This window comes from uncultured Pseudokineococcus sp. (assembly GCF_947499845.1).
GTDB lineage: Bacteria > Actinomycetota > Actinomycetes > Actinomycetales > Quadrisphaeraceae > Pseudokineococcus.
Map to the genome: position 1 here is coordinate 126,394 of NZ_CANMPM010000009.1, position 21,610 is coordinate 148,003.

Genomic DNA, 21,610 nt, shown 5'->3' on the forward strand with positions numbered 1-21,610 from the left:
GCTGTCGATGACCCGAACGGGGTGGAACTTCCTCATCCGCCGGTCCGCCTGGCGCGCCCGTGTCACGATCAGTCATCTCGTGGCGTCGACGGAGCCGCCCACCCCGAGCACGTCTCCCACGGAGGGTCCTTCCGCCATGGCCGAGGCCACGAGCACCACGAGCACGAGGACGTCGAGCCGACCCGCGGTCCAGCGGTCGTCCTCGGCGCCCCACGAGGGCGTCCCGGCGCCCCTGACGCGCGCGGCCGCACGCCTGGCGACCGTCGCCGAGCGCGCCGCGGGACGCCCGCCCGCGGGCGGGGGCCGCTTCCCGGACGCCGAGGGCGTGCTGGCGGCCGCGGCGGCCACCGGCTCGCGCCGCCGCCAGGGCCTCGACCGCCGCGTCGTCGTCGCCGTCGTCGCCGACCTCCTCGTGGTCGTGGCCGCCGGCGTCGTCGTCGAGCTCCACAGCCTCATGGTCGTGCTCACCGCGGCGCTGCTGCTCTTCGCCCGGACGACCATGGGCCTCTACCGCCGCCGGCTGGGCCTCAGCGTCCTCGACGAGATGCCGCGGGTCGTCCAGAGCACGGTCCTCACGCTCGGTGTGGCGAGCCTGTCGGTGGTCCTGTGGGGCAGCAGCCAGTTGCTCGCGCCGACGACCCTCTTCCTGGCGCTCTTCCTCGTCCTCAGCTCGGTCGTGCGCGTCGCCCTCTACGCCGGCCTGCGCCGTCGGCTGCGGCGCGACCCGTCGGCGCGGCGCCGCACGCTCGTCCTCGGCGCGGGCGCGGTGGGGCGCGACCTGGTGGCCGCGATGCGACGCCACCCCGAGCAGGGCCTCGAGCCCGTCGGCTTCATCGACGGCCACAGCGGGGCCCGCGGTGACCAGCGCGAGGTGCCCGTCCTCCTCGAGGACGAGTCGCGCCTGCACGAGGTGCTCGACCAGCACCGCGTCGAGACGGTGGTCGTCGCCTACAGCGCCCAGCCCGAGGCCGAGGTCGTCGACAGCGTCATCGTCGCGGCCTCCCACGGCTGCGAGGTGCTCGTCGTCCCCCGTCTCTTCGAGCTGACGCACGACGGGCCCGACGTCGAGAGCCTGCGCGGGACGCCCCTCGTCCGGCTGCGCACGGACGTCATGTCCTCGCCGGCGTGGGCGGTCAAGACCCTCGTCGACCGGACGGCCGCCGCGCTCGCGGTCGTCCTGCTCGCCCCCGTCCTCGCGCTCGTGGCGCTCGCGGTGGTCGTCGACTCGGGCTTCCCGGTCCTCTTCCGCCAGGAGCGCGTCGGTCTGTGGTCGCGCCCCATCACGGTCCTCAAGTTCCGCTCCATGCGGCCGGCGACCGAGGAGGAGAGCGCCACGAATTGGAACATCGCCCAGGACTCGCGGGTCAGCCCCATCGGCCGCTTCCTGCGCAAGACCTCCCTGGACGAGCTGCCCCAGCTCTTCAACATCCTGCGCGGGGACATGAGCCTCGTCGGCCCGCGGCCCGAGCGGCCGGTCTTCGTGGAGCAGTTCACGCGCGACCACGACCGCTACTGGGCCCGCCACCGCGTGCCCGTGGGCCTCACCGGCTGGTCGCAGGTCAACGGGCTGCGGGGGGACACCTCCATCCAGGACCGGGCGCGCTACGACAACTACTACATCGCCAACTGGTCGCTCTGGCTGGACGCGAAGATCGTCCTGCTCACCCTCCGCGAGGTCCTCCGCGGCGGTGGCGGGTGAGCACGGCCGCTGAGGCCCCGGCGCCCCCCGCCGCAGGCGACGCCCGACGGCGACGCCGGGGGCCCGTGCTCGCGGTCGCCGCTGTGGTGGTCGCCCTCGCGGTCGCCGGAGCGGTCGCCTGGGTGCTGACCCGGCCGGAGGTCGTGCGGCCGGAGGACTTCGGCGCGGTCGGGGACGGCCGCGCCGACGACACGGCGGCGCTGCAGGAGGCGATGGACGCGCTGCGCCCCGGCCAGCAGCTGCGGCTGGCGGACGGCGCCACCTACGCCACCTCCGACGTTCTCGTCCTGTCGGTCGACGACGTCGAGGTCCGCGGGCCCGCCGAGCTGGTGGCGACGGACGAGGAGCGCTCGTCCTTCCGCGTCGAGTCCGACGACGTGGTGCTGCGGGACCTCGTGCTGTCGACGCCCGGCACGACGCGGCGCTGGTCGAGCGAGGACCAGCAGCGCCTCCTGCTGCGGGGCACCAGCGGGGTCGAGCTCCACGACGTCACGGTGCGGGGGTCCGCCGCGGCGGGCGTCTTCGTCGCCGGAGCGTCCACCGGCTTCCTCCTCGACGGCGTGCGCGTGGAGGGGACCCGCGCGGACGGCATCCACATCACGCAGGGCTCCTCCGACGGACGGGTCGTGGACGCCTCGACGCAGGACACCGGTGACGACGGCGTGGCCGTCGTCTCCTACGCCCAGGACGGGGCTCCCAGCCGCGCCGTGAGGATCGAGTCGCCGGTCGTGCGCGGCTCGGCGGCGCGCGGCGTCTCGGTCGTCGGCGGCGAGGACGTGGTGATCACCGACGTCGACGTCGAGGGCACGGGCGCGGCCGGCGTCTACGTCGCGACGGAGGGCGACCCGTACTTCACGACCTCCACCGACGGGGTGGTGGTCGAGGGCGGCCGGGTCGTCGACGCCAACACCGACGAGGACATCGACCACGGAGCGGTCCTGCTCTTCGACGGCAGCGACGAGGCGGACCTCTCCGCGGTGGAGGTGCGCGACCTCGACGTCCGCGGCACGCGGTCGACCGCGAGCCGCCAGGTCGGCGTCATCGGCGACCAGCCGGTGACCGGCGTCGAGCTCGTGGACCTCCGGCTCGAGGGCGGGCCCGCCGACCTGCTGTCGGCCCCGGCCGCCGAGGGCCTCGTCGTCCGGGGCTGGACCCTCGACGGCGAGGACGTCGACCCCACGTCCGGCTGAACGGCCCCGCGCGCCGTCCCGTCGCTGGGCCGACCGGGCGTCACGACCGGGGACGCCCTCCCGCGGGGCGGTCAGCGCCCCGGCGCCCCGTCTACCCTCTCAAGCGGCGAGCCGCCAGCCGGGAGCCGCCGTACCCCTTCCCCGCACCGCCGCCGTGCCGCACCTCACTCCAGCCCCGCCGTCCCGACGGACGCCGGGCCCCCCACCGGAAGGACCCACCCGTGCGCCGACCGACCGCTCCCCGACCCGGGGCCCCGCTCGTGGCGCTCGCGCTCGTCCTCATCGGCGCTCTGCTGGGCGCGGTGGTGGGCGGCGTCCTCGGCGCCACGCGTCCCACGAGCAGCACGGCGACGGTCCTCCTGGCGCTGCAGCCCGACAGCTCCGTCAGCGCCAACGCGGACGCGACGCTCGACCCGGCGGCCGACGTCTCCGACGCCTTCCTCCAGACCGAGCTGGTGTACCTCGGCAGCGACCGCTTCACCTCGGCGGTCGAGGCGGCCTCCGGCGGCGAGGACGTCGACCTCGAGGCGACGCGGGTCCAGCAGTCGAACGTCGTCCAGCTGTCGGCGACGGCCGGCTCGCCCGACACCGCCCTGGCCGCCGCCGAGGCGGCGTCCTCCAGCTACGTCGACCGGCGCACGCAGCAGGCCGCCGACCGGCTCGACGCGCAGGCGCAGGCGGTGCAGTCCGAGCTCGAGGTCGTGCTCCAGCAGATCGCCAGCGCCTCCGACGGCGCCGTCCTGCCGCCGAACGGCGGGCAGGTCACGGCGCTGCAGGGGCGCTACGAGAGCCTCCTCACGCTCGCGAGCAGCGTCGCCCTGGCCCGCCAGTCGGCCGACCAGGGGGCGACGGTGATCCAGCCCCCCGTCCTCGTCGAGCCCGACGGCGTCCCCGCGGGCGTCCTCGGCGCCGTCCTCGGCGGGCTGCTCGGCGCGCTGGTCGGCGCCGGCGCGGCCGTCCTGTGGCGCCGGCGCTCGACGACCGTGCAGGACGCCTCGGACCTCGCCGGGGTCGGCGGCGTCCTCGCCCCGCGGCTGCCGCGCTCGTCCGGGGACGACCTCGCGGTCGGGGCGGCGTCCCCGCTCGCCGGTGCGGCCGCTCGCCAGTCCGCCCAGCTCGTGGCGGGGCGGGGCGACGCCGCCTTCGTCCTCGCCGTCGTCGGCGCGGGGGACGGTGCGGGGACGAGCACCGTCGCCGCCCACCACGCAGCCGCCCTGGCCCGCCGCGCGCCCGTGCTCCTCGTGTGCGCCGCTGACGCCGTCGCCGCCGACGGCGCCGGCTCGGCCGGGTCCCACCTCCCCGGCGTGGACCGGGGCGCCGCCGGCCTGCTCGACCTGCGCGCCGGCGGCCGGGCACCCGTGGCGCCGGAGGAGGTCCTGGCCGTGGCCCAGCGCACCGGCGTCGAGGACCTTCTCGTCGTCACCGCAGGTCCCGGCGGCGGATCGGCCAGCGACCTCGAGCACCTCGTCGACCGCGGCCTCGTGGCCGCGCTGCGCGCGACGGGCCACGACGTCGTCCTCGACGTCCCGCCCCTGGAGCGCTCCGGCGCCGCCTCCCGCCTGGCGAGCCAGGTGGACGCCGTCGCGCTCGTCGTCGGCCTCGGCTCGACCGCCCGCGAGGACGTCGCCGTCGGCGTGCGCGCGCTCGAGCGCGACGGCCGGTCCCCGGCCGTCGTCCTCACCGACCCCGGGCCCCGGCGGCGCTCCGCCCGCCACGGCGGCACGACCGACGACGCGCCGGCCGCCCGCGCCGGCGGTCGGGCGCCGGTCCCGGGCGCCGACGGGCGCGTCCACCCTTCGGAGCAGGAGCGGCCCACGCTCGGCGCCGACCTCGGCCTGCGGGACGGCGCCGACGACCGGGCGTGCGCCGGCAGCGGCGGTGAGCGGTGAGCTCGCCGGCCCTCTCGCTGGTCGTCACGACCGTCGGGCGCCCGCAGGAGTTCGAGCGGCTGCTGCGCTCGGTGATCGCCTCGGACCTCGCCGACCAGGTGGAGCTGGTCCTCGTGGACCAGAGCGCTGACCAGTCCTGCGCGGCGGTGCTCGACCGCCTCGCACCCCCGTCGTCCCCCGGGCGGCTCCTGCGCACCGCGCGGACGACGTCCGGGCGCGGGGCCTCCCACGGGCGCAACACGGGGCTCGGCCTCGCCACCGCCCCGGTCGTCGGCTTCCCCGACGACAACTGCTGGTACCCCGAGGGCGCCCTGCGGGCGGTCGTCGAGGCCTTCGCCGACGACGGGGGGCTCGCCGGCCTCTCCGGTCGCCAGCTGACGGAGGAGGGGCGCCCGTCGATGCTCCGCTGGAAGGCGGCCGCCGGGCCGGTGACCCGGCGCAACTTCCTCCACACGTCGATCATGTCGACGATGTTCTTCGCCCGCGAGCACATGGACGCCGTCGGTCACTTCGACGAGACCATGGGGGTCGGCTCCTTCGGCTGGTACGGCGCGGGGGAGGAGTCCGACCTCGTGCTGCGCGTGCTGGCGGCCGGCGGGCGGGTCCGCTACGACCCCGCGCTCGTGGTGCTGCAGGAGGAGCCACGCGAGGCCCCGGACGAGCGCTTCGTCGCGAAGATGCTCAGCTACGGCTGCGGCATGGGGCACCTGTGGCGCCTGCACGGGCTCTCGCGCTCCCAGCTCGCGTACTACGCCGCCCGCAAGGTCGCGGGCGTCGCCGTGCGCACCGCCCAGGGGCGCCCCGTCGTCGCCCGCGCCGACGCGGCCTACCTGCGGGGACTGGCGGCGGGCCTCGTCGACAGGCCGCCGCGCGCGCTGCGCGAGCGGGCCGCGCTCGCCGGGACCTCGGCGCCGCGGGTGCGCGCCCGCCCGGGGGTCCCGGGTGCCTGAGGCCCCGACGGGCACCCGGGTCACGGAGCGCGTCGGGACGCGGAGGTCGCACCTGCCCGGCGGGCTCTGGTGGGTCTCGCCCGTGGGGGCGCTGGCGCTCGTCGTCCCCGCCTCCCTGTGGTACGCGGCGAGCCTCGGCGACGACACGTACCGCCTGCTGTGGCGCACCCCCAAGGTGCTGGGACCGACGACGACGGCGCTGGCCGCCGCGGCGGCGCTGGCCTTCGTGGTGGGTGCCGCGACGGTGCGGGCGCTCGCGCGACGCCGGGCCGTCCGCCCCTGGCCGGGGCTCGGCACCGACGTCCTGGCGCGCCTCGAGCGCGGGTCGGGCGTCGTCTTCTGGCTGACGGCCGTGGGGTACGCGGCCTTCGCCGTCGCCGCGGCCGCGCGCGGCCTGTCCCTGTCGGCCCTCGTCCGGTCGGTCGTCGACCAGGACAACTACGGGTCGGAGTTCCGCGACCAGCTCGCGCCGGTCCCGGGCGTGACGACCCTCACCCAGTGCGGCCTGGCCTACGTGGTGATGGCGTCCGTCCTCCTCGTCCACCGGTGGGACGGGCGGACGGCGCGTCGGCTCGGCGTCGTGCTGCTGCTCGCACTGGTGCGCTCCTTCGTCAACACCGAGCGGCTCGCCCTCCTGGAGCTGCTCGTGCCCCTCGTGGTCGTCCTGGCGGTGGCGCTGCGCCGGCGCGGTGGCGCCGTCACCCGCCGGGCCGTCGTGCTCGCCCCCGCCGTCCTCCTGCCGCTCGTCGTCGCCGTGTTCGGCGCGTTCGAGTACTCGCGCAGCTGGCAGTTCTTCCAGGACCGCACGGACCAGTCCTTCGTCGGCTTCGTCCTCGCCCGGGTGGCGGGCTACTACGCGACGGCCTTCAACAACGGCGCCATCCGCGTCGAGGAGGGCACCTACCCCGGGCGGCTGCCCTACGAGAGCGTGCAGATGGTCTGGGACGCCCCCGGCGTCTCCTCGCTGGGTCTGTACGACCGGTGGTCCGCCAGCCCTCCGCTGGCGTCGCAGGACCTCCTCGAGCGCTTCGGCAACCCGGAGTTCAACAACCCGGGCGGGCTGCTCGTCCCCGTCGTGGACCTCGGGGTGGTGGGCGGCCTGCTCTACCTCCTCGTCGCGGGCGTCCTCGTCGGCCTCGCGTACCAGGCCTTCGTCGAGGGCCGGCTCGTCGGTCTGCTGCTCTACCCCGTCGCCGCGACGGGGGTCTTCGAGCTGCCCCGCTACGTCTACTGGAGCCAGGGAAGGGTCCTGCCCGCCGTGCTGTGCATCGCCGCTGTCAGCCTCTACGCCCTCCGCGCCCGCTCGCGCGCGGACCGTCCGCCCGGCGACCTCGGCCCGGCGGTCCCCGCCGGCTCCGTCGTGGGGAGCCCGTCGTGAGCGGTCCGGGGCCCCTGCTCGCCCGGGAGCCCTTGCGCTGGCTCGTCATGGCCACGCACGTGGGCCCGGACGGCCAGGGCGGCGGCATCGTCCGGTACACGACGCAGCTCGCCGGGGCCCTGGAGCGCCGGGACGACGTCGAGCTCCACGTGCTCGCGGGCGAGGCGGGGCCGTGGTTCGGCACGTGGATGGCGCCCGAGCGCGTCCACGCCGCCCCGCGCCTGCCGAGGACCGCAGCCGCTCTCGTCGAGAGGCTCGGCGGCGGTCCGCTGGCCCGCGGCGGCATGGACGTGGTGCAGGGCACCAAGCACCTGCTGCCCCTGCGCCGGCGCACCGGAGGGGCGACGTCGGTGCTCACCGTGCACGACATGATCCTGCTGGACCGCCCGCAGGACTTCGACCGGGCGAAGCGCACGCTGCTGCGCCGTCCCTACCTCTCGAGCCTGCGCCAGGCGGACGTGCTGGCGCCCGTCAGCCGGGCCACCGCGGGGCACCTGGCCCGCTGGGTGCCGTCGGCGCCCGCGCGGACCGCCGTCGTGCCGCTCGCGACGTCCCCCACGCTGCTCGGGGCCGTCCCCGAGCCGGTTCCGCAGCTGCGGGGGCGCCCCTTCGCCCTCGTCGTCGGCGACCCCAGCCCGCGCAAGAACCTGCCCCTGCTCGTCGACGCCTGGCCGCAGGTGGTCGAGCAGGTGCCCGACGCCGTGCTCGTCGTCGTGGGGCCGGACAGCTGGGGCGAGACGGTCCACGGCCGTCGCTTCGCCGAGCTCGTCGAGGCCGGCAGCCTCCTGCGCCTCACCGGCCTGCCGGACGCGCCGCTGCGCTGGTGCTACGAGCAGGCGGCCGTGGTCCTGTGCCCGAGCCTCGCCGAGGGCTTCGGTCTGCCCGCCCTCGAAGGGCTCGACCTCGGCGCCCCGGTCGTCACCTCGCTCGACGCGGCGCTCGTCGAGGCGACGGGCGACCTCGCCCGCCACCTGCCGGGCGACGACCCCCGGCCCTGGGTGGCGGCGACCGTGGAGGCGCTGCGCCGCGGACGGGCCGCGCACGACGCCGGGGCGCCGGGACGGTCGCCGCGGACGTGGGACGACGTGGCTGCGGAGACGGTCGCCGCCGTCCGGGCCGCTCGGGGCAAGCCGGCCGGCTAGGCACCCGGTGCGCGTCGCGCCAGCCGCAGCGCCAGCACGCCCGTGCGCGCGGGCAGGACGCCGGCGAGCCAGTCGGCGTCGTCGCGCCCGAGGACCCCGACCCTCGGCGCGAGCAGGAGGAGGACGACCCCGAAGGCGGCCGCGCCCAGCGGGACCGCGACCCAGGGGGGAGTCGTCGCCGCGACGGCGCCGGCGACGAGCCCGGCGGCACCGGCGGCCACGGCCGGGCGGAGCAGGACGCCGGGCCGCAGGTCCCGCACCGCGGGGAGCTCGCGCGAGGCCAGCAGGAGCGCTGCGGCGTAGGCGACCTGGGCGGACACGGCCGCGACGACGGCTCCCGCGGCACCCAGCCCCGGGACGAGCGCCAGGCAGGCGCCCACGTCGACGAGCGCGGCGAGGGCGGCGGCGCGGACGGCGACGCCCACCCGCCCGGTCCCGAGCCAGTAGGCGGCCAGCGCCCCCGCCGTCGTGGCGGGCAGCAGCAGCAGGCAGAGGCCCCGCAGCAGCGGTGCGGCCTCGCCGAAGGAGGCGCCGTAGAGCGCGACCAGCAGGGAGGGCCCCAGGGCGAGGAAGCCCGCGACGAGCACGACGCCGACGGCGAGCAGCACGCGCAGGGCGCGACCGACGACGGCGGAGAGCCGCTCGGCGCCGCCCGCGGCGTGCGTGCGGGCGACGGCGGGCATGGCCGCGCCCGTGACCGCCGCCATGACGGCGACCGCGACGGAGACGAGCGTGAAGCAGGCGGCGAAGAGGCCGACCTCGCGGGCGGTGCCGAAGAGGTCGATGAAGACGAGCTCCACGCGCCGCTCGACGACCTGGGCCAGCGCGAGGCTGGCGACGAAACCGACCCAGAGCCGGGCGACCGGACGCAGCGGCACGGGCGGGCCGGTGCGCTTGGTGCCGGGGACGCGACGCTGCAGGACGAGCAGCGCGCCGAGCAGGTAGAGGGAGCCCACGGCCTGGCCGACGAAGACGCCCGTCACCCCGAGGCCGGCGAGGACGGCCACGACGCCGAGCAGCGGCCCGGCCCCCTGGCTCACCAGGCGGCGCTGGCTGACCCGCGACCAGCCGTCGAAGGCGACGACGCGGACGGTCAGCGCGTAGGCGAGGGCGTCCACGAAGGCGGTGCCCGCGATGACGCCCCACAGCAGGAGCGGCTCGTCGCGCAGGGCGCCGAGGCCCATTAGGCCCGCGGCCAGCACGACGCCCGTGACGACGTGCGCCCGCAGCGACCACACGCGCAGCCAGTGCAGCGCGCGGTCGTCCCCGGCGCCCCGGGCGGCCGACAGGAGCTGGATGCCGGCCTGCGTGAGGGACAGGACGAAGGTGTTGAGGACGAGCGCCTGCACGTAGGAGAGGAGGCTCTGCAGCCCGAGCCCCTCGGCGCCGAGGACCCGGCTCACCACGACCGACAGGGCGAGGGCCGAGACCATGGGCAGCACCGTGGCGGCGACCCGCCAGAGCCCGCTCCGGACGACCTCGCGCTCGCCGCCCCCGGGCCGGGGCGGCGGCGCCGCCCCGTCGCTCACGGGCGCGGCCCGTCGAGGACGCCCTCGAGGAACGCCTCCAGGCGCGCGGCCCGGTCGGCCCAGTCCATCCCGCGCGCGGCCCGGACCCCCTCGTGGTTGACGCCGGCGAGGACCGCCCGCGCCAGAGCGGCGTCCTCCTCGCCCGGCGCCACGGCGACGTGGACGCCGGGCGGGGCGGGACGCACCGAGGGGGGCAGCGTGGACACGACCTGGAGGCCCGAGGCCAGGTACTCGAAGAGCTTCATGGGGCTCCGGCCGCGGTTGACGTCGGTCCGCCGCAGGGGCAGGAGGCCGACGAGCGCCCGCCGCATGAGACCGGGGGTGCGCTCGTAGGCGACCCCGCCGTGCACCACGACGTTCGCCGGCAGCGGGGGCACGGGCACGGTCGTGGGGCCGTAGACGTCGACGGGCAGGTCGGGCCGGCCGCGGGCCATGGCCGTGAGGGCGTCCCAGTCGAAGCGGTCGTCGACGGCCCCGACGTAGACGGCCCCCCGCCGCTCGCCCGTCCCGTCGGGCGAGGCGAAGCGGTCGAAGTCCACCCCGTTGTCGAGGACCAGCGAGGGCACGTCGGGCCGGACCGCGCGGAGCCGCTCGAGGACGACCGAGGACGTCGCGACGAGGGCGTCGACGCGGCCCAGCAGCCGCTGCTCGGCGCGCACCTTGGCCGGGGACTCGACGATGTCGGTCGAGCGGTAGACGACCGCCCGGGCGCGCACGAGCCGCTCGACCCCGGCGGCGAGGGGCTGGTCGACGAGGAGGACGTCGACCTCGTCGAGCCCCAGGGCCCGCAGGCGCCGGCGCAGCGACGGCACGGCCGTCCGCAGCGAGAGGGGGCCGAGGTGCAGCGGCCCGGCGGACGTGGGCAGGAGCGTCAGGGGCACGAGCCCGGGGACGCCGTCGTCGCTCGTCCGCGGCCGCAGCGCCATCGCGGCGCGGCGGCGGACCTCGGGGTCGCGCCACCGCGCGGCGTGGGCCAGCGACACCGGGGTGGACAGGTGCGCCACCCGGTGGCCACGCGCGTGGAGCTCGCGCGCCAGGTGGTGGCTCCCGACGGTGAAGACCCCGCCGGGAGCGGTGTGGCCGACGACGAGGACCCTCACGCGCCCTCCCGCCAGCGCGCGGGGGACACGGCGAGCAGGGCGCGCCGCGCCGGCCCCGGGACCGTGTCGGCGAACCACGCGGTGTCCTCGCGCGAGAAGAGCCCCACGGCCCGACCCGCCAGCGCGGTGACGGCGAGGAAGGCGACGAGGGCCGCCACGAGCGCGAGGGGGCCGTCGACGAGGGCGTCGGCGCCGAGGGCCGCCGCCGTCGCGGCGAGCGCGGTGGCCGCCGCCCTCGCGACGCCGACCGGCGCCGGGCCGAGGTGCACCCCGCTGCGCAGCGTCACGACGACGAGCACGGCCGCGGCGGTGCCCGAGCCGGCGACGCTCGCGACGACGGCGCCGTCGACCCCCAGCGGCGGCACGAGCAGCCAGGCCAGGGCGACGTCGGCCGTCGCGCCGGCGCCCCCGGCCGCGAGCACGGGCCGTAGGCGCCCCGTGCCCGTCCAGTAGGCGCTGCAGAGGGCGGCGAGGGGGGACAGCAGCAGCGTCACGGACAGCCACCGCACGAGGTCGCCGGACTCCGCGAAGGCGGGGCCCCAGGCGGCGGTGACGACGAGGGGCGCCACGGAGACGGCGCCCCCGGCGAGCAGGAGAGCGAGGGTGACGACGATCCGCAGCACCCGTCCGAGCGCCTGGTCGACGCGCTCGACCTCGCCGGCGCCGTGGGCGGCGGCGATCGCCGGCATCGCGGCGCTGATGAGCGCCGTGGAGAGCACGAGGGCGATGCCGACGACGTTGAAGGCCACCGAGAAGTGGGCCACCTCCTCGGCGCTGCGGTAGGCGTCGAGGAAGACGAGCTCGACCCGCCGGTCGACGACCTGGGTGAGCAGCGAGCTGAGGGCGAAGAGCGCCCACACCCGCAGGACGGGCGGCCAGGCCGGGGCGGGCAGGTCCCGCGTCGAGGGGTAGGGGCTGGCCCGGTCCATCCGGCGCAGCACGACGAGCAGCACGGAGGCCGACACGAGCTGGGCGACGAAGACGCCGGTGATGCCCGCCCCGAGGAGGATCGCCGCGATGCCGAGCAGCGGCGTGGCTCCCGTGGCGACGAGCCGGCGGACCGACGTCGGTCCCCAGCCGTGGCGCGCGATGTGCCGGCTCGAGCTCCCCCAGCACAGGCTGTCGACCACGGTCGTCGCGGCGGCGACGAACCACAGCGCCTGGTAGGAGTCGCGGCCGAGGCCCACCGCCACGAGGACGGCGGCGCTGGTGGCGCCGCCCGCGAGGTGGGCCCACCCGCTCCAGCGGGCCAGGTGGGCCAGTCGCGCCTCCTCGCGCGCCCCGCCCGCGGCGGCGATGAGCCGGACGCTGGCCGTGGTGAAGGAGACGATGACGACCGACACGAGCAGCGACGAGACGTAGGCCACGAGGCTCTGCTCGCCGAGGACCTCGGCGCCGAGGAGGCGGCTGATGACGATGGACAGCGCCAGGGTCGAGCCCATCGGGAGGACGGCGCTGGCCGCGTTCCAGATCCCCCCGCGGAAGACGCGGCTGCGGCTGCCGCCGCCGTAGGAGCCGCCCGGCGGTGACGCCGGGTCCTCGAGCCCCTCCCCGACGGCGGCGCGGGGCGCCCCGGGGTCGGGAGCGCCCGGTCCCTGCTCGGCGCTGGGCCCTGGCACGGCGGCTCCGTCCTGGTCGGGGTGGCGCGCGCCGACGCGCGCGCGTCCGGCGGCGGGTTCGGTCGCGACGTCGCGGTGCCCGGGTGCGGGCTCCGACACAGTAGGCCCACCCGCGGCGGGGGCGGCCCTCGGCCGCGCCCGCGACGGCCCGTCTCACCCGGGAGGGGGACACCCCGCGGGGGCGCGCCCTCCCGGACGGCGGCGGCCTCAGCGCTCGACGCAGACGGGGTTGCCGTCGCGGACCCAGCCCTTGGCCTCGTAGTCGCCGAGGGGCGCCTGGGTGACGAGGAGGGTGCCCGGGCCGCCGAGGAGGGTGAAGCCGTTGAGGTGGACGCCGCGGGCGGTCGAGCCGGCCGCCCGCAGGAAGCCGACCTGGCGGCTCGCCGAGCTCCGGGTGCCGGAGATGCGCAGGCCCTCGACGACCACGTCCTCGAGGGGGCGGCTGCCGTCCACCCAGCCGTCCCAGACGAGGACGGCGCCGTGGTCGACCGTCGTGGACTGGTTGGCGTCGACGACCACGCCGCCGGACACGCGGACGCGCACCGGGGCGAAGGTCCGCCAGCCCGGCTCCTTGGCGATGTAGACGGCGGCGGCGTTCGACCGCTCCACCCGGATGTCGGTGTAGGTGATGTCCTCGCCGCCGACGACGGTGACGCCGCGGCCCCAGGACGTGCCGAGCACCGTCGGCGAGGTCACGGTGACGCGGCGGACGGGCTGGCCGTCCTGGGCGTAGGAGACGACGGCGACGCCGTCGTCCCCGGAGTCCCGGACCACCGGCCGGACGACCTCGCCGTCGGAGGAGGGCCCGGTGATGTGGATCCCGTCGGCCCGGGTCCCGCTGACGCGCGCGTCGACGAGGGAGAAGCGCTTCGCGCCCCAGAAGTAGATGCCGGCCGCCGCGGACCCCTCCACGCGGACGCGCTCGACGCTGACGTCGCTCGCGCCGAGCACCGTGAGCTTCATGTCGTCCCAGGTGCCGAGGCGCTCGGTCGCCGTGGGCATCGCCAGCGTGATGTCCCGGATCGTCGTGCGGTCCCCCTGGACCAGGAGGGCCGAGCGGCGCGGGTCGGTCGCGAGGAGGGTGCCCGTGCCGGCGAGCGTCAGGTCCGGGCGGCGCAGGCGCAGCACCTGCGTGTGGCGGAAGACCTTGCCGGCGGGCAGCACCAGCGTCGTGCCCGGGGCCGCGGTGTCCAGGGCTCGCTGCAGGGCGGCGGTGTCGTCGGTCCGCCCGTCGCCGACCGCGCCGAAGGCGGTGAGCGGCGTGCCGCTGGCCGCCAGGGCCAGCCCGGGGTCCGTGGGCGTCGGCGCCGCGGTGGGGGCGCTCGTGGGGGCGGGTGCGGGAGAGGTCGTCGCGGGGGTGGGGGTGCTCACGGGTGCCGGGACGGGCGCGGGGGCCGGGGTGGCGACGGGGGTCGGGGTGGCGACGGGGGTCGGGGTGGCGACGGGGGTCGGGGTGGCGACGGGGGTGGGGCTGGCCGTCGGGAAGGGCGGGGCCGTGGTGGGCGAAGGGGCGGCCGCGACCCGCAGGTTCGTGCTGATGCCGTGCGTGCCGCCGGAGGGCAGCAGCAGGCGGGCCACGAGGTGGAGGCGCTGGCCGGCCACGGGGGAGAGGTCGACCGTGCCGGTGGCGGTGTGCTGGCCGCGCGTGTCCCGGCCGAGCGACGTCAGCGTCCCGAGGGCGCGGCCGCTGCCGTCGAGCATCCGGGCGCCGGTGATGGCCTGCGGGGAGGTGACGAGGACGGTGACCGCCCTCGCCGGCTGCGTGGTGCCGTAGAGCCCCTTGCCGGCGGAGGTGATGGAGTACCCGGCGCCCACGGACGGGCTGGCGGTCGTCGCCGCGGCGGTGGTCGCGGCGGCGGCGCCGGCGGTGGGGGCCACCGCGGGCAGGAGGCCGACGGCGAGGCCCAGGGCGGTCGCGGCGACGAGGCTCCGCGCGCGGCGGGGATGGCGGTCGGTGGGACGCGTCGCGGTGGTCATGCCGCGTCATCGGGGGGCGCCGTCGCGCCGCTGGAGGAGCGGTCGGGTCCCTCACCCGCCTGCACCGGAGGGGCTCACCCGCTCGCCGTAGGACCTTCGTCCGGTCGGATGACCTGCCGGCGGGAGCCTCAGCCGCGCAGCACCCGACCGGACGAGCGGTCGGGCGGCGCGGTGCCACCTCGTCCTCGGGCGGCGGCCACGGCGACGCGTCAGGCGACGGCGTCGACGACCTCCCGCATCCGCGACCGGAAGCGGGCGCGCGAGAAGCCCTCGGCGTGGGCGCGCACCGCCGCCGGGTCGAGGTCGGCGTCGAAGGCGCGCAGGGCGTCGGCCCAGCGCTCCACGGCCCCGTCGGGCTCCTCGCGGACGAGCGCGCCCGTGCGACCGGGCAGCACGGTGTCGAGGGCCCCGCCCGCCCCCGCCGCCACCACGGGCGCCCCCGTGGCCTGCGCCTCGACGGGGACGATGCCGAAGTCCTCGACGCCCGGCATGAGGAGGGCGCGGCACCGGCGGTAGAGGTCGAGCTGCTCGGCGTCGGTCGTGCGGCCGACGAAGCGCACGGTCGGGCCGGCGACCCGCTCGCAGTCGGCGCGCGCCCGCCCGTCCCCGGCGACGACGAGGGGGACGCCGGCCAGGGTGGCCGCGCGCACGGCCAGCTCGGGGCGCTTGTAGGGCACGAGGCGCCCGGCGAGCAGGAAGAAGTCCTCGCGCTCGACGGACGGGTCGGGCGTGTAGGCGTCGACGTCGACCGGCGGGTGGACGACGACGGACTCGCGCCCCCACCAGCGCTGGATCCGCTCGGCGACGGCGGAGGAGTTGGCGACGAGCGTGCGCACGCGCTGCGCCGCCCGACGGTCAGCGGGGCGGAACGCGGCCGAGAAGGCCCCGAGCAGCGCCTCGCCAGCGCGGCCGCCGACCTCGCCGCGCCGCATGTCCGCGTCCCAGACCCAGCGGGCCGGGCTGTGGACGTAGGCGACGACCGGGGCGCTCGTCGCGTGCACCACCTGCGTCGCGAAGGCGTGGTGGCTGGCGACGACGACGTCGGCGTCGGGCAGCCGGGTGCGGGCGTGGGCCAGCGGCAGCGCGGGCAGCAGGTGGGCGTAGCCGCCGCCCGGCCGCGCGAGCGGCGAGAGCCGTCCCGGCCGCAGCCGGGGCCGCAGGTCCGCCGGGACGACGCCCTCCTGCACGACGGGCGCGTGCACGAGCGCCGACGGCCACTCGTGCGCGAGCTGCTCGACGACCATCTCGGAGCCGGCCCACTCGGTGAACCGCTCGTGGACGAGGGCGACGGAGGGTGCGGGGGGAGCCATGGGCGGCAGTCTGGTGCAGGCCGGGCGACGGCGGCGCCGCGGCGGGCCCGCGTCGCCCGGACGGGGGGCGTCGGCGCCCCCGCGTCCTGCGGGCACCCTCCCGCGGCTCCCCGGGTCGTAGCATCGCGGGGCCCGCCGGGGGGCCCGCCGCGGGGCCCGCGGCCGGGAACGCCCCGTCCACGCCGTGGTCGACCGGACCACCGGACATGCCGAGGTGCTCCCGTGCTCACCGACCTGCGCACCGCCCCCCTCCCCGCCGACGCCGGCGACGCGGTGGTCGTGGTCGGGTCGGGGGCCGCCGGCATCGCCCTCGCCACCGCGCTCGGAGCCTCCGGGCGCCGCGTGCTGCTGCTGGAGTCGGGCGGCGACGTCGCCGACACCACGGCGATCGGGCGCGGCGACGTCCTCAACGGCGGGGTGGCCGACGCGCTGCCCTTCAACGGGCTCGGCGAGGGCCGGGCACGGGTCCTCGGCGGGACGACGCAGCTCTGGCACGGCCAGTGCATGCGCCTGCACGACATCGACGTGGCGCCCCGGCCGTGGGTGGCCCGCAGCGGGTGGCCCCTGCCCCTGGCCGAGCTGGGCCCCTGGTACGACCGCGCCGAGGAGTGGCTCGGCGTCTCGGGGCGGGGCTACGGGCCGGACCGCTGGTCCGAGCACCCCGGACTGCCTCCGCTGGCGTGGGACGGCGAGCACCTCCTGCACGACTTCACCGAGTACATGCGCCAGCCGTACCTCGGGACCGAGCACCGCGACGCGCTCGCCGCCTCCTCGCACGTCGAGGTGCTGCTGCACGCGACCGTCGCCCGGGTGCGCACGTCCGACGGCGCGGCGACGGGGCTGGAGGTCGTGCTGCCCGACGGCACGCGCCGGGAGCTGGCCGCGCGCGAGGTCGTCCTGGCGGCGGGCTCGATCGAGAACGCCCGGCTGCTGCAGCTGAGCGACGCCGAAGGCGTCGGTCTCGGGGAGGGCCGCGAGCACACCGGCCGGCACCTGCAGGACCACCCCATCATCCGCACCGCCGAGGTGCTCCCGCGCGACTACCGGGTGCTGCAGGACCGCTACGTCGTGCTCCGCCGCGACGGCCGCCGGCTCTTCCCCAAGGTGCGGCTGGCGCCGCGGGCGCAGGAGGAGCACGGCCTGCTCGACGCGACCGCCGTGTTCGTCCACGAGCACGCCCACCCCGGCCTCGAGGCCAGCCGCCGGCTGCTGCAGGCGGCGCGGCGCCGCACCGCGCCGCCGCACCTGCTGCGGGAGGTGGCGACGGCGGCCACGGCCGCTCCGGCCGTCGCCCGCACCGCCTACCGCCGCCTCGCGAAGGGCATGGCCATCGGCGAGCGGCCCTCCCACGTGTGGCTGCAGCTGTGGGTGGAGCAGGCCCCGCAGCCGGACCGCCGGGTGCGGCTGGCCGAGGAGGTCGACGCGCACGGGCTGCCCCAGGCACGGGTCACGTGGACCTGCGACGACCTCGAGCTCGAGACGACGCGGCGGCTCACCCGCTGGGTGGCGGACGACCTGCGCCGCCTCGGCGTCGCCGAGGTGCGCGAGCTGCCGTCCATGGCGGACGACGCCGCGTGGCGGTCCACCGTCACCGACGCGGCGCACCCGGCCGGCACGACGCGGATGGCGCTCGACCCGGCGGACGGCGTCGTCGGCACCGACCTCGAGGTGCACGGGGTCCGGGGCCTGTCGGTCGTCGGCGGCAGCGTCTTCCCCACCTCGGGGTACGCCAACCCGACCCTGACGATCGTCGCGCTGGCGCTGCGGCTGGCCGCTCGGCTCGAGGGGCGCGAGGCGGTCCGCGCCGCCTGACGCGCGGCCGACTGCGGCGCCCCGGCGACGCCCGGGTCAGGCGCGGGCGGCGGCCACGGCCTCGTCGAGCACCTGCACCACGGGCGCGGGGACGGCGACGTCGCCGCGCGCCAGCGTCACCGTGCGGGGCAGGCGCGACGGCTGCGTCGTCGCGACGAGCACCTCGTCGACGGGCAGGAGGGCCGCGCGCGCGAGCAGCGCCTCGGCCAGGCCGCCCGGTGCGTCGAAGGGAGTGCCGCGCACGGCGTCCCTCCAGCGCCCGGCGAGGCGGACGTCGGCCTCGAGGGCCCGGTGCAGCGCCGCGAGGTGCGACCCGCCGCCCCCCAGCAGGCCGTGGCCGACGCGCACGAGGACGGACGGCGGGAGGTCGACGGGCGGTGCGAGCGGTCCGACCTCGTGGTGGACGACGGTGAGCAGGCCGTGCCCGCGTCCCACCGCCGCCGCGGTCAGCCGGTTGGCCGTGGCCACGCCGACGGCGCCGACGTCACCGGCGTCGACGAGCCCGCGGAGCACGCCGAGGAGGTCCTCGTCGACGTCGTGGGGCGAGACCTCGTGCAGCAGCAGGCGGTCGACCCGTCCGCCGAGGCGCCGCAGCGACCGCTCGACGGACGTGCGGACGTCCGCGGGGCGGAAGCGACCGGTCGCGCGGGTGGCGCGGCGGTCGAGGGCCGCGTCCAGGGCGCCGGCCGGTCCGGTGGGCAGCAGGCGCCGCGCGACGCCCGTGGCGAGCTGCCGGGCGCTGCGACGCCCCGTCCGCGGCTCCAGGCCCGTCTTCGTCGTCACCGACAGGACGCCGTCCCGGTCGGCGAGGAGGGCGCCCAGCGCCAGCTCCGAGCGACCGCCGCCGTAGAGGGGGGCGGTGTCGAAGCGGCGGACGCCGGCGTCCCAGGCCGCCTCGAGCAGGCGCCGGGAGGTCGCCTCGTCGGCGAGGGCGAAGAGGTGCGCGGTCCCGGCGACGACCTCCACGGTCAGCGGCCCCGCCCGCCCGCGAGGGCGTCCTCGTAGACGCGCTGCAGGCGGTCCACGTGGACGTCGAGGCTCAGCTCGCGGCGCTGGAGGTCCCGCAGCTCGTCGCCGTAGGCCCGCCGGGCGTCGTCGTCGTCCGCGAGGCGGCGCAGGTGCGCCGCCGCGGCCTCGTGGTCGCCGGGCGGGAAGAGCGCGGCGCCGGGGTGCTGCCCGACCGTCTCGAGGTGGCCGGCGGCGCCGGCGGCCACCACGGGGGTCCCGAGCGCCATCGCCTCGAGGACGGTGAGGCCGCAGGGCTCCGTCGGCGCCGGGGCGAGCAGGGCCGAGGCCTCGCGGAAGAGGGCGCCCGGGTCGGGGTGCCAGCCCGTGAACTCGACCGCACCGGCACCGCCCAGCGACCGGCTGAGCCGCTCGAGGTCCGCGCGGTCCTCGCCCGCGCCCGCGACGACGAGCCGCCACCCGCGGTCCGCGAGCCCCGAGGCGGCCCAGGCGCGCAGGCCGGTCGGGGTGTCCTTCTCCGGCACGAGGCGGTGAGCCATCACGACGGTGCGCGCGCGGGGCGCCGTGACGTCCGGCTGCTCGCGCACCCCGTTGAGCAGCACGACGTCCGAGGGCCGCTCGAGCTGCTCGCTCGTCCAGGCCGAGACGGCGACCTCCACGGCGAGGGCCCTCCGCACGAGCGGTGCGACCGCCCGGGCACCGCGGCCGTGACCGCGCGGGGCGGTGATGTGCCGCGTCGACACGCGCCTCCCCCGGGTGGTCGGGGCCGCGAGCAGGGCGGCGTAGTCGGCGCGCGTCAGGTGGCTGTGGACCACGTCCCGCCGACCTCCCGACCGGAGCGCGCGGACGACGTCGCCGAGGCCGGCGCCCGGGACGTGGCGGGCGCCCGTCCCCGACAGGAGGGGGCGGACCACGTCACCCAGCCCGCCGACGACCACCACGTCGTCGCCGCGGCGGGACTGCTCGCCCGCGACGTCCACCACGTAGCGCTCGAGGCCGGCGAACTGGTCGGTCGCGACGACGTGGGTGATGCGCACCGCGGCACGGTAGCGAGGACCGGGCCGTCGACGAGCCGCACCGGGACGTCCCGCCCGTCCGGCCCAGTAGCCTCGCCCCGTGCTGCTGCGGATGTCGTCCCTGTTCGTCCGGACCCTGCGCGAGGACCCGGCCGAGGCCGAGGTCGCGAGCCACCGGCTCCTCGTGAGGGCGGGCTACATCCGCCGGGCCGCGCCCGGCATCTACACGTGGCTGCCGCTGGGCCTGCGGGTGCTGCGCAACGTCGAGCGGGTCGTCCGCGAGGAGATGGACGCCATCGGCGGCCAGGAGGTCCTCTTCCCGGCGCTGCTGCCGCGCGAGCCCTACGAGGCGACGGGCCGCTGGACCGAGTACGGCGACGGCATCTTCCGGCTCAAGGACCGCAAGCAGGGCGACTACCTGCTGGCCCCGACGCACGAGGAGGTCTTCACGCTCCTGGTGAAGGACCTGTACTCCTCGTACAAGGACCTGCCGCTCATGGCCTACCAGGTGCAGACGAAGTACCGCGACGAGGCGCGGCCCCGGGCCGGGCTGCTGCGCGGGCGCGAGTTCGTCATGAAGGACGCCTACTCCTTCGACGTCGACGACGCCGGGCTCGAGCGCAGCTACGCCCGCCAGCGCGAGGCCTACCTGCGCGTCTTCGCCCGCCTCGGGCTCGAGGTCGTCGCCGTCAAGGCGATGTCCGGGGCCATGGGCGGCTCGATGTCGGAGGAGTTCCTCCACCCGACGCCGGTGGGCGAGGACACCTTCGTGCGCTCGCCGGGCGGCTACGCCGCCAACGTCGAGGCCGTCACGACCCCCGTGCCCGACGCCGCGCCGCTCGAGGGGCTGCCCGCCGCGCACGTCGAGGACACCCCGGGGACGCCGACGATCGAGACGCTCGTGGCCCACCTTCAGGCGGAGCACCCCCGCGAGGACCGTCCGTGGACGGGCGCCGACACGCTGAAGAACGTCCTGGTCGTCGTCGTGCACCCCGACGGGCGCCGCGAGCCCCTCGCCGTCGGCCTGCCCGGCGACCGCGAGCTCGACACGACGCGCCTCGAGGCCGCGCTCGCCCCGGCGACCGTCGCGCCCTTCGAGGCCGCCGACTTCGCCGCGCACCCCGAGGTGGTCAAGGGCTACCTCGGCCCCGGCGTCCTCGGGCCGAACGCGCCGCTGGGCGGGGACGGCGAGCGGGCGCCCTCGACGATCCGCTACCTGCTCGACCCGCGCGTGGTCGACGGCACCCGGTGGGTCACCGGCGCGGACTCGGGCGGCCACCACGTCCTCGACCTCGTGGCGGGCCGGGACTTCACGGCCGACGGCGTCGTCGAGGCCGCGGAGGTGCGCGCCGGCGACCCGGCGCCCGACGGCTCCGGCCCCCTGGAGCTGGCCCGCGGCATGGAGATGGGCCACATCTTCGCCCTGGGCCGCCGCTACGCCGAGGCGCTCGGCCTGACCGTCCTCGACGAGAACGGCAAGCAGGTCGTCGTGACGATGGGCTCCTACGGCATCGGGGTCAGCCGCGCCCTCGCCGCCGTCGCGGAGGCCGGCGCCGACGACAAGGGCCTCGTGTGGCCGGCGGCCGTCGCGCCCGCCCAGGTGCACGTCGTCGCGGCCGGCAAGGGCGAGGACGTCCTCGCGTACGCCGAGCAGCTGTCCTCGGACCTCGTGGCCGCGGGCCTCGACGTCCTCCTCGACGACCGCCCGAAGGTCTCCCCGGGCGTGAAGTTCAAGGACGCCGAGCTCCTCGGCATGCCGTATGTCGTCCGCGTGGGCCGGCGCCTCGCCGACGGCGTCGTCGAGCTCGAGGACCGGCGCACCGGCGAGGTCGCCGAGGTCCCCGTCGGCGGCTCGACGACCGGCGCGGTCCTCGCGGCCGTCCGCGGGGAGGGGCTGGCCACCCACGGGGCCGCCGCCGCCGGCGACGGGTCCTGAGCGCGCTCGCGGGCCCTCTCCCGTCGGTCGTCGCCCTGCCGGGCCTCCTCGCGAGCGCCCCGGCGTCGGTCGCGGCGGGCGGTCCGCTGCGGGTCAC

At 77.7% G+C, this 21,610-nt stretch carries 15 protein-coding genes; 8 read left to right on the forward strand and 7 right to left on the reverse strand.

Features of this window, described 5'->3' with window-relative positions; genetic code table 11:
* Window positions 1–136 precede the first annotated feature (136 nt).
* From Q0789_RS10435 to Q0789_RS10460, 6 genes are all read left to right on the forward strand, one after another.
* A complete protein-coding gene (locus Q0789_RS10435; RefSeq protein WP_298804861.1) occupies window positions 137–1,699 on the forward strand; it encodes a sugar transferase in 1,563 nt (520 codons plus the stop codon).
* 65 nt (window positions 1,700–1,764) lie between these two features.
* The gene (locus Q0789_RS10440; RefSeq protein ID WP_298804863.1) at window positions 1,765–2,889 is read left to right on the forward strand and encodes a right-handed parallel beta-helix repeat-containing protein; all 1,125 of its coding nucleotides are present in this window, start codon (window positions 1,765–1,767) and stop codon (window positions 2,887–2,889) included.
* Window positions 2,890–3,110: 221 nt separating this feature from the next.
* The gene (locus Q0789_RS10445) at window positions 3,111–4,778 is read left to right on the forward strand and encodes a hypothetical protein (RefSeq protein WP_298804865.1); all 1,668 of its coding nucleotides are present in this window, start codon (window positions 3,111–3,113) and stop codon (window positions 4,776–4,778) included.
* Window positions 4,775–5,728 (forward strand): glycosyltransferase, encoded by a 954-nt coding sequence (locus tag Q0789_RS10450; RefSeq protein ID WP_298804867.1) that lies wholly within the window; start codon window positions 4,775–4,777, stop codon window positions 5,726–5,728. The genes Q0789_RS10445 and Q0789_RS10450 overlap by 4 nt, the downstream gene beginning before the upstream one ends.
* Window positions 5,721–7,106: a hypothetical protein gene (locus tag Q0789_RS10455; protein ID WP_298804869.1), complete on the forward strand. Its 1,386-nt coding sequence runs from the start codon at window positions 5,721–5,723 to the stop codon at window positions 7,104–7,106. The genes Q0789_RS10450 and Q0789_RS10455 overlap by 8 nt, the downstream gene beginning before the upstream one ends.
* Entirely contained in the window at window positions 7,103–8,248 is a 1,146-nt protein-coding gene (locus Q0789_RS10460; RefSeq protein ID WP_298804871.1) for a glycosyltransferase family 1 protein, read from the forward strand. The genes Q0789_RS10455 and Q0789_RS10460 overlap by 4 nt, the downstream gene beginning before the upstream one ends.
* Here the strand turns inward: Q0789_RS10460 and Q0789_RS10465 are convergent.
* The 5 genes from Q0789_RS10465 to Q0789_RS10485 form a co-directional block, all read right to left on the reverse strand.
* On the reverse strand, window positions 8,245–9,777 hold the full coding sequence (locus Q0789_RS10465; protein WP_298804873.1) for a lipopolysaccharide biosynthesis protein: 1,533 nt from the start codon (window positions 9,775–9,777) through the stop codon (window positions 8,245–8,247). The genes Q0789_RS10460 and Q0789_RS10465 overlap by 4 nt on opposite strands.
* Window positions 9,774–10,877 carry a glycosyltransferase gene (locus Q0789_RS10470; RefSeq protein WP_298804875.1) on the reverse strand — a complete coding sequence of 368 codons (1,104 nt, stop codon included), beginning with the start codon at window positions 10,875–10,877 and terminating at the stop codon, window positions 9,774–9,776. Before Q0789_RS10470 ends, Q0789_RS10465 begins: the two co-directional genes overlap by 4 nt.
* Window positions 10,874–12,496 carry a lipopolysaccharide biosynthesis protein gene (locus tag Q0789_RS10475; RefSeq protein WP_298804877.1) on the reverse strand — a complete coding sequence of 541 codons (1,623 nt, stop codon included), beginning with the start codon at window positions 12,494–12,496 and terminating at the stop codon, window positions 10,874–10,876. The genes Q0789_RS10470 and Q0789_RS10475 overlap by 4 nt, the downstream gene beginning before the upstream one ends.
* Before the next feature lie 207 nt (window positions 12,497–12,703).
* Complete coding sequence (locus tag Q0789_RS10480) at window positions 12,704–14,473, reverse strand: glycosyl hydrolase family 28-related protein (RefSeq protein WP_298804879.1); 1,770 nt, start codon at window positions 14,471–14,473, stop codon at window positions 12,704–12,706.
* Window positions 14,474–14,682: 209 nt separating this feature from the next.
* Window positions 14,683–15,783, reverse strand: a complete 1,101-nt coding sequence (locus tag Q0789_RS10485) for a glycosyltransferase (RefSeq protein WP_298804880.1) — start codon at window positions 15,781–15,783, stop codon at window positions 14,683–14,685.
* A 222-nt stretch (window positions 15,784–16,005) separates the two neighbouring features.
* Here Q0789_RS10485 and Q0789_RS10490 point away from each other — a divergent pair, with 222 nt between their 5' ends.
* Window positions 16,006–17,595, forward strand: a complete 1,590-nt coding sequence (locus tag Q0789_RS10490) for a GMC family oxidoreductase (protein WP_298804882.1) — start codon at window positions 16,006–16,008, stop codon at window positions 17,593–17,595.
* A 36-nt stretch (window positions 17,596–17,631) separates the two neighbouring features.
* Here Q0789_RS10490 and Q0789_RS10495 read toward each other — a convergent pair whose 3' ends face one another.
* On the reverse strand, window positions 17,632–18,561 hold the full coding sequence (locus tag Q0789_RS10495) for an aldo/keto reductase (protein ID WP_298804884.1): 930 nt from the start codon (window positions 18,559–18,561) through the stop codon (window positions 17,632–17,634).
* 2 nt (window positions 18,562–18,563) lie between these two features.
* Window positions 18,564–19,598, reverse strand: coding sequence for a glycosyltransferase family 4 protein (locus Q0789_RS10500; protein WP_298804886.1), 1,035 nt, complete (start codon window positions 19,596–19,598; stop codon window positions 18,564–18,566).
* A 79-nt stretch (window positions 19,599–19,677) separates the two neighbouring features.
* Here Q0789_RS10500 and Q0789_RS10505 point away from each other — a divergent pair, with 79 nt between their 5' ends.
* Window positions 19,678–21,513 (forward strand): proline--tRNA ligase, encoded by a 1,836-nt coding sequence (locus tag Q0789_RS10505; RefSeq protein WP_298804888.1) that lies wholly within the window; start codon window positions 19,678–19,680, stop codon window positions 21,511–21,513.
* Window positions 21,514–21,610 lie beyond the last annotated feature (97 nt).

Excerpts from the sequence above, each read along its gene's own strand:
- Q0789_RS10485 (WP_298804880.1), bottom strand. The coding sequence starts at position 15,783 with ATGGCTCCCCCCGCACCCTCCGTCGCCCTCGTCCACGAGCGGTTCACC.
- Q0789_RS10435 (WP_298804861.1), top strand. The coding sequence starts at position 137 with ATGGCCGAGGCCACGAGCACCACGAGCACGAGGACGTCGAGCCGACCC.
- Q0789_RS10480 (WP_298804879.1), bottom strand. The coding sequence starts at position 14,473 with ATGACCACCGCGACGCGTCCCACCGACCGCCATCCCCGCCGCGCGCGG.